At 37.7% G+C, this 8762-nt stretch carries 5 protein-coding genes; 3 read left to right on the top strand and 2 right to left on the bottom strand.

Annotated features, from left to right (window positions below; genetic code table 11):
• Positions 1-5994, bottom strand: a 5994-nt coding sequence (locus tag TY11_RS19900) for an isopeptide-forming domain-containing fimbrial protein (RefSeq protein ID WP_052345858.1), incomplete at its 3' end; no start/stop codon positions are given.
• Between the two features lie 213 nt (positions 5995-6207).
• Between TY11_RS19900 and TY11_RS15535 the strand changes: the two genes are divergently transcribed.
• Both TY11_RS15535 and TY11_RS15530 read left to right on the top strand, forming a co-directional pair.
• Positions 6208-6864 (top strand): hypothetical protein, encoded by a 657-nt coding sequence (locus TY11_RS15535; RefSeq protein WP_052345857.1) that lies wholly within the window; start codon positions 6208-6210, stop codon positions 6862-6864.
• Positions 6865-6884: 20 nt separating this feature from the next.
• Positions 6885-7601 carry a hypothetical protein gene (locus tag TY11_RS15530; protein WP_155982714.1) on the top strand — a complete coding sequence of 239 codons (717 nt, stop codon included), beginning with the start codon at positions 6885-6887 and terminating at the stop codon, positions 7599-7601.
• Between the two features lie 96 nt (positions 7602-7697).
• On the opposite strand, the gene TY11_RS15525 is transcribed toward TY11_RS15530, so the two are convergent.
• A complete protein-coding gene (locus TY11_RS15525) occupies positions 7698-8057 on the bottom strand; it encodes a cystatin-like fold lipoprotein (protein WP_042148160.1) in 360 nt (119 codons plus the stop codon).
• Positions 8058-8187: 130 nt separating this feature from the next.
• Here TY11_RS15525 and TY11_RS15520 point away from each other — a divergent pair, with 130 nt between their 5' ends.
• Complete coding sequence (locus TY11_RS15520) at positions 8188-8637, top strand: matrixin family metalloprotease (protein WP_042148225.1); 450 nt, start codon at positions 8188-8190, stop codon at positions 8635-8637.
• The last annotated feature ends 125 nt before the right edge of the window (positions 8638-8762 follow it).

Below are 8762 nucleotides of genomic sequence, written 5' to 3'. Positions count from 1 at the left end.
TTCTAAAGCTGGAACTCTAGGTTCTACTATTATTTCATTTTCCGGTTTATCTGGAACTTCTAAATTGTCACCGTCTACTGTAGCGATATTTTGCAGTGTATTTCCAACTTGACCGGAATCAATGATTGCTTGGAACGTTACAGTACGCCATTCGGTATCCGATACATCACCAAAGTTCGCAGTAATAGTACCGTTAGTATACTCACCAGTACCTTCATGACTAACTTCAAGACTTCCTTCTACAAAAGTAAGTCCTGTTGGTAATACATCCGTTATTCCAAAGTTAGTTACTAGACTTTCTTTTACAGTATTCCTTGCCCGAATGATGTATTCAACGGTATCGCCTACTTGATAAGCTTCCGCGTTCGAATTGCCTTCTCCTTTTTCTAAGATGCTAGATGTTTTTTCCGATTCTAATGCTGGATACCTTGGATAGACTAGCAATTCATGCTCTGGTTCATCTGGCGTATCGACATTATCCCCATCAACCTTTGCCTTGTTGATAATATCTTTACTTGCTTGTCCTTCCCCAACGATGACTTGGAAGGAAAGCGTGTGCCATTCCGTGTCTGTAATATCGCCAAATTGTCCAACGACTTCACCATTCAGATTGTGACCGACATCGCTATCATCTTCGTCAGTGACAATTTCTCCGTCTACTTCTATAGTACCTGGGATATATTCCAATCCTTCTGGAATATGATCACGAATGGTAAGATTTTCGATTAAGCTATCCGTTATCGAGTTACGTGTCAAAATAATATAGGTTAATGTATCTCCAACTTCTGGATGTGTTTCATCTGTATTTCCTACTGCTTTTTCTGTCAAAACAAAGGTCTTATCTGACTCCAATACAGGTTCTCTAGGTTCCACAGTATATTCGTTTTCCGGATAATCTGGTTCGTCGAGATTGTCACCTTCTACCGTTGCGACATTTCGAAGTATATTTCCAACTTGACCAGAATCAATCGTAGCTTGGAATGTAACAGTACGCCATTCTATATCCTGTACATCCCCGAAGTTTGCTGTGATGGCACCGTTCGTGAAATCAGCTGTTCCACCATTGCTCGCTTCCAAGCTGCCTTCTACAAGAGTAAGTCCTTCTGGTAACACATCCGTAATTCTAAAATTGGTCAATAGACTTTCCTTTACGGTATTCCGCGCTCGAATGGTATATTCTATCGTATCGCCTACTTGATAAGCTTCCACGTTCGAATTACCTTCTCCTTTTTCTACGATGCTAGATGTTTTCTCCGATTCTAGTGCTGGATATCTCGGATAGACTAACAATTCATGCTCTGGTTCGTCTGGCGTATCGACATTATCCCCATCCACTATTGCAGTGTTGATAATATCTTGACTTGCTTGACCTTCCCCAACTATGACTTGGAAGGTTACTGTATGCCATTCCGTATCGGTTATATCACCCAATTGTCCAACCACTTGACCATTCAGAATGTGACCAGCATCGTCACCTTCTTCATCAGTAACAGCCTGATTGTCTACTATTAAACTTCCTGGGACATATTCCAATCCTTCTGGAATAGAATCGTGGATGATAAGATTTTTAACAAGACTGTTTGTAATTGTATTACGTGTTTGTATCGTATAAAGAAGTGTATCACCTACTTCCGGGTGTTCCAGATCGGTGTTCCCTTCCGCTTTTTGCGCTATCTCTGCTTCTTTTTGCGAGTCTAACACCGGACTATGATACGTAAGCCCTGTAGTTGTCTCATTGGATTCTGTTGTTTCACTTTCATTGGTTAATAGATTGTCATAGCCAATTTGTGCCTTATTCGTAATTTCACTGATGGTATCATCTACTAACGCTCTTACCTTAAATTGTACGGTAACCCCATCTGGTAATTCGTTTGTATTAGGCAAATCACCTAATTCAATGATCACTTTATTATTTTCCTCATCGTATCGACCTGCATCGTCACCTGCTTGATCCGTTAAATCTCCTGCACCTGGCCCATCAATGATTTTCAATGAACCTGGTACATATTCGGTACCTGTAGGAATAGCATCTTCAAAGATGGTATTCGCCGCAACATCTCCACCATGATTTTTCATTGTCACTTCATACGTTAGCTCATCTCCAGCATAAACACTGTCATTTGGGGATACAGACTTTTCACCAACAACACAAGGCTCTGTACCGAGAAATATATCATCTAAGATATTCCCCATATAAGGATCATTTAAATCGGTTGATTCAAATGAGAATCTTGTTGCTGTTTGCCCAAATGGTACAGTATAGATACCTGAGTACTGTTTCCATTCGTCTGGTCCAGTTTCTAATGAAGCTACTACTGGTAATTGGTCGGGGGATAAGTCTGCCGATCCAATTTTCACTACCATTGTATCGACGTCAGCCCCTCCTTGATGTTTTAAACGCCAATAAATCGTTTGTCCTGGTGTTGTGCTGACATCTTGATATAATGCACTTGCCTCATTGGCATTCAATTCAGCGACTTGCTTTCCATCCGGAACTCCGCCGACTATCCCTTTAAAAGGATGGTTAGCAACACTTTCATCCCATAGTTCAATCAAACCATCACTTGCTGTCGTTTTCCATCCAGGAACTACATCTTGAGGAAAAAGTCCATAGACATAGCTACCATTATCAATGCTATATTCACTTCCAACTACTACGGGATCTTCAAAGCTACCATTAACCAGAGCTACTGGATTAAGGCATGCATTTATTTCTTCCCTCGGTAGAATTGTACTCGTTGTTTCATTTGTTTCGGTTGTTTCACTTTCATTAGTTAATAGATTCTCATAGTTGATTAATGCTTTGTTAGAAACCACGCTTTCGGTATCCGTGTCAATTGCCATTACTTTAAACTGAATTGTAATTCCATCTGGTAAATCATTCGTGTTAGGTAAATCTCCTAACTCAATAATTACTTTATTATTTTCTTGATCATAATGACCTGCATCGTCACCAGCTTGATCTGTTAAATCACCAGCACCTGGTCCATCGATTATTTTTAATGAACCTGGTACATATTCCGTACCTGCAGGAATTGCGTCTTCGACAACGGTACTTGCCGCAATGTCTCCACCGTTGTTTTGGACGGTTATTTCATAGGTTAATTCCTGACCTGCAAAGACTTCACCCTCCGGTGAAACAGTTTTTTCTGCAACAACACAAGGTTCGGTTCCAAGGAAAATGTCATCTAAGAAATTCCCTGCCGCTGGATTTCCACCAGCTGCAAAAATGGATTCAAATCCAAAACGTGTCACTATTTGATCTGCAGGTACCGTGTACATTCCTGAATAATATTGCCACGTATCTTTACCTGTGGTAATTTCCTCAATAGTTGAAAGATTTCTCGGAGCGACCTCGGCAGATCCAATTTTCACAGCCATTGTATCGTCACCAAGCCTACCTTTATGAGCTAAGCGCCAGTAAATAACCTGTCCCGGAGTCGTTTCAACGTCTTGGTACAGCTGCGCAGGCTCTTTACTATTTAACTCAGCAAATTGTTTCCCGTGGATGACCTCATTTTTTAGCCCCTGTTGATCTTCATACGAACCAGGAGTTATTTTATCCATTAAGCTTTTGTTGAAAATTTCCATTCGCCCGGTTGAATCTGTTGTTTGCCATCCTGGAACAAAGGACTGATCAATACTAAAATAACCCGGTCCTGTAGGATATTCTGGAGAATGGGCCGGCTCTTCAAAACTACCATTTATTAGTGCCACTGGTGCCGCACAGGCATTAATTTCTTCTCTCGGTAGTACTGTGGTAGTTGTCTCATTTGTCTCAGTCGTTTCACTCTCATTAGTTAATAGATTGTCATAGTTGATTAATGCTTTGTTGGAAACCACGCTTTCGGTATCCGTGTCCAATGCTCTTACTTTAAACTGAACTGTAATTCCGTCAGGTAAATTCGTTGTATTTGGCAAATCTCCTAACTCAATGATGACTTTCTCACCATCGAACCGGCCAGCATCATCGCCTACTTCATCTGTGAGGTCCCCAGTTCCAGGACCAGCTATTATTTTTAGTGAACCTGGTACATATTCTGTACCTACTGGAATTACGTCTTCAAAAGTCGTACCTGCTGCAATGTCTCCGCCTTGGTTCTTAATGGTTACTTCATAGGTTAACTCTTGTCCAGCATAGACCTCTCCCTCTGGTGCAACTGTTTTATCCGCGACAATACACGGCTCTGTTCCAAGGAAGATATCATCAATATGATTACCGTGTCCTATAGATCCATTTGCAGTAGATACAGCTTCAAAACCAAACCTAGTCGAGGTTTGTCCAGCCGGAACAGTATAGGTTCCTGTATAGGTGCCCCATGCTGTATTACCATCAGACATCTGTTCAATTACTGAGGTATCAAAAGGATTATCTGTTACTGGACCAATACGAAGCTGCATCGTATCAACTCCGGTAAGACCTTTATGCGATAGTCTCCAATAAATAGTCTGACCTGGTGTTGTCTGCACATCTTGGTATAACATACCGTTTCCACTTGCATTTAACTCTGCATAGCGATTTCCATCCGGTGGAGCTGGATATAAGCCCACTACTCCTTCAGGGTATCCTTCTTTGTAATCCCATATTTCAATCCACTTTACTCCTCCGGTATCATCAGTGGTATTCCACCCTGGCACTTCATACTCATAGTATCCAAACGTGCCATTCATCGAACCCGGTCCAGGTGGCTCTTCAAAACTACCATTAAACAGAGCTACAGGTGTGGGACAAGACCCTGCTGGTGGTTCTTCAACTACCGGTGGGTCCTCAACTTCCGGTGGCTGCTCAGAAGCCGGAATCGTTTCAGAAACCTCGATACAATTGACGCTTGCTGATACCGTTACATCTGTCGAATGATCCGCATTAACCAACACGGCATGGATGTTTCCTTCTGCATCTGACACTAAGTCCGTTAAAGGCTCTCCGTTTGGCCCGGTTAACTCTCCACTAGAAGTCGCAAAAGAGTCCGGAAATGCACCTGAAACCGGATTACCTAATGAATCTGTCAAGGTTGCAGTAACATTATATACACCCGGATCACTAGTAGGCTCCGTAGTTAACGCCACACTACTCGGTGCTTGTTTATAGTCATTTTGTGGATTAAGTGTAGTAATAGGTGCATAGTTATTTACAAAATACCAGCTATGAATATCATGATTCTCATAATTCGGGGATCCTGTAGAACCGGTAAAACCGGCATGGATAGGCTGACCACCAAATATTGTACTAAGATCAATGCCATTTACATCTAATACTTTATTTGCACTAGCTCTGTCTGGGGAAGTACCTAGATGAACCTGAACATTTTGAGCAGAACTATCATAGTCAATCCACGTATAATACATGGTCCCGTTAGATAAAACAAAGTTGGTCCCATTTTCAGCATTATACTGATTCAAATCTGTATACCAACCATCCTTATTTACTAGCTCCCCATTTTGTGCGATTCCAATGTAGTTTGAAGAGGGGTCATTATAAACGTCATTTAGAAACGTATCATATTTAATCGTAAAACTAGGTGAAAGACCATAGTATCCCAAGCTCCCACCGGGTACTAGTTGACTAGTTGTACCTGTTTGAAGCGTAAATGTCATTCCATCACTTGGTCCTTCTGCACTTGGGTTACTCATCATAAATGAAAAGGCTGTACTAAATGAATAATTGTTTACAGGACAAATCTTTTCATTATTAAAAACCGCTCCAGTTTGCACTTGTTCTGCTGGTGTCAACCGGATAAAATCCGACCCTTCAGGAACTCCTGCGGAACCGTTTGCAGTAAATAATTGATTGAAATTATTATTGGAAAATTCATCAAATTTGTAAGTTAGCCAATTACTATTTGCATTAGTTACTTTTACATCTTCTGCAAATACTTCTTTCGCTGGAGTTAATAACGCTATTGAAGGAAAAACGCTATTAAAAATTACTAATAATATCAATAAGCAAACAGAAATATAATTAGTACTTTTCCTCCATTTTCTTTTTAACTTCATCTCTCTACCCCCTTTTCTCTTATAAAACACCAAAATACAACAAAAATGTCTAAATCTAGATGTATTATGGTTATATTACTACAAGATTCTATACAAAGAATGGACAATTAGTAATATTTTGGATAGGTATTAATAACTAATTAATTGAAAAATGTGTATTTTTTCTTGAATTTATGTAAATAAAATAAAGTACTTAATTAATAGAAAATCCGAATGGGTAATATTAAAGGGTTAATTCCATTATTTGAATCAGGTATTGATCCAGAGGATAAACAAGCAGTTAATAAGTTTCGTGCTTTATCAGGGAAGAAAATAGCATTTAAGGTACTTCAATATTCGAAAGATGATAATATCTTTATTGCTTCTCGTAAACAGGCAAAGGAACATATGGCTGAAATTACATTACGAAAAATTGATGTTGGCTTTCACATTTACTGTGCAGCAAGAGAAGTTCATCAAGGTCATATCGTTGGAGATATTGGTGGAATTGATGTTCATATCCCTGTATTTGACCTTACTTATGGTTGGGTTGATGATTTGAGAGATATGTATAAATCAGGGGATCATATCAAAGTTCAAGTAATGGAAATTGATTCTGAAAGTAAAGAGGTTAAAGTATCAGCAAAACCTTTATTAAAGAATCCATTCCCTGACTGTTCTACACGCTACCAAAAGAATGGGGAATATGTAGGAAAAGTTTCAGGTGTTCAAAATTATGGAATTTTCGTCAATTTGGAAGATGGCGTAGACTCCCTAGCACCACATTTAAAATTCCAAAATGTACAAAAAGGCGACAAAGTATTAGTGAGAGTAATAGGTGTAGACTTAGAAAAAGAGCAAATTCGCACTAAAATAGTGAGAGTTTTATAATGCAACAAGGGGCAGAGACAATGGACAAGAAAACATTCATCAGCCCTTTCTCTTACAATCAACACTCTTGGAATCTGAATTGGAAAAGAATAGCCTCTAATGAAAAATACGACAGACCTTATGAAACGCAATCAGAAAAAGAGCAAAGAGCATTAGAGGCAATTGCTAGTGTTGGTGTAATTGGAGGGTTGCAATTAAGAAGGCTATTTAATTTAGATAAGCAAAGAATTAAACGGATGGAAGCTCGTCATTTGATTGTTCGCCATGAAATCAAGACGAAGGATAAAATTATTCCTATTTATACAATTGGAAAATCAGGTGCAAACAAGATAATGCCGAAGTTCATTGGAAATTATTGGGTGGAGTATGATACAGAAGATGTTTTAAACAGAATGGCTTTCTTTCAGCTCTGTACCTTATTTGATGGTGTGAAGATTAATCCTTCTCCTTCACCATTTATTGCAAGTTTGAAAATAAATGGAAATGATTTTTATGTCTATGCAACCAGAAGAAATATGAACGATTTAATGATGTTTTTGAAATGGAAACCATTTTCTGAACGGATTATTATTGTGACAGAGGAGTTGAATTATTTAAGACCATTAAAACCATTTATTAATTCAGACAAAATGAAGGTAAGAGCAATAACAGATGAAGCAATTAAAGAAGGTACTCCAATGTTTTATAGGATATATGAAGATAAAGAGAATAGTATAATAAATTGGGTATCTGAGTGATAATCAATAGAATATTTTTGGTTTGACCAATCTATTCTTTGGCTAAATTAATCCCTCTACATTCTGATTTTCAGGATGCAGAGGGTTTTTTTATATTTATTTTAACCCTACGTTTTCTACGTAATCAGCCTCGTCAAACACATCGTCTAAATTACTAAGGTCACCATGAAAAGGTTTATAGTTTTCTTTTTCTTGATCAAATTCATATATAATATCCCCAGAATTGAACTTGTATAGGAGCCTAATATATTTACCGCTATCATAAACAATAATTCCAATCTCTTCTCTTTTTAGAATTTCTTCTTCCGAAAGGTTATTTTCTTTTTGCAATCTTTTGTTCTCTAGTATAACTACCTGATTAATTGATGAATCATATTTTTCTTTGTTTCTATCATCTTCACTACACCCCCCTATTAGTAATAGACTTGAAATAATGATAAAAATAAATTTTTTCATAAAAAAACCTCCTGTTACTTGGTTATCTATGTTGCCATTTAATTATAAATATTCAAAATGATTTAAATTAAGTAAAATCACCTATGAATGTTCACATATATATCTAAAAAATGAAGGGAGAAAACAATTTATGAGAAAAGGAATGCAGACTTTAAGTATAATTGCTCTATTTCTATTAATTTTACCTATTGACGCAAGCGCTTACCAGTTTAATGGTGAAAAAATTAGTAATCCAAAGGACGCGTATTATTATATACAAGGTGCTTCGGGAAATTTTACCAGTACAAATAGATCTGAGATAAGAGTAGGTATTACAGCTTGGAATGATACACCTGAAATTCAATTTACAAAAGAAGTTTCACATTTGGGAGCAGAGGTTATAGTCGAGTATTTAGATTTTTATTCTGGTGACACATATGGTACTTACAATAGAACATCAGAAATTATTACCCTTTATAAAAAATGGAGAGTTGATGCAACGACAACAGAAAGAATTGAAATTGCAGCTCATGAAGTTGGTCATGCGCTTGGACTAGCTCATACACAAAAAGTAAATGATCCAATTTCTGTAAAATTTTAGAGGAAGCAAAGAAAAAGTATCAAAAATAATAAAATATGAAAAATAGCCCCCAAAAAATTTAACTGGTATTTAAGTCTACTAATTTTATGTATTTTTTCCGAGTCATTACAATCTAAGTTTTGAAT

This window comes from Paucisalibacillus algeriensis, from assembly GCF_000577245.1.
Lineage (GTDB): Bacteria > Bacillota > Bacilli > Bacillales > Amphibacillaceae > Ornithinibacillus.
This window is presented reverse-complemented; position numbering and strand designations above follow the sequence as displayed.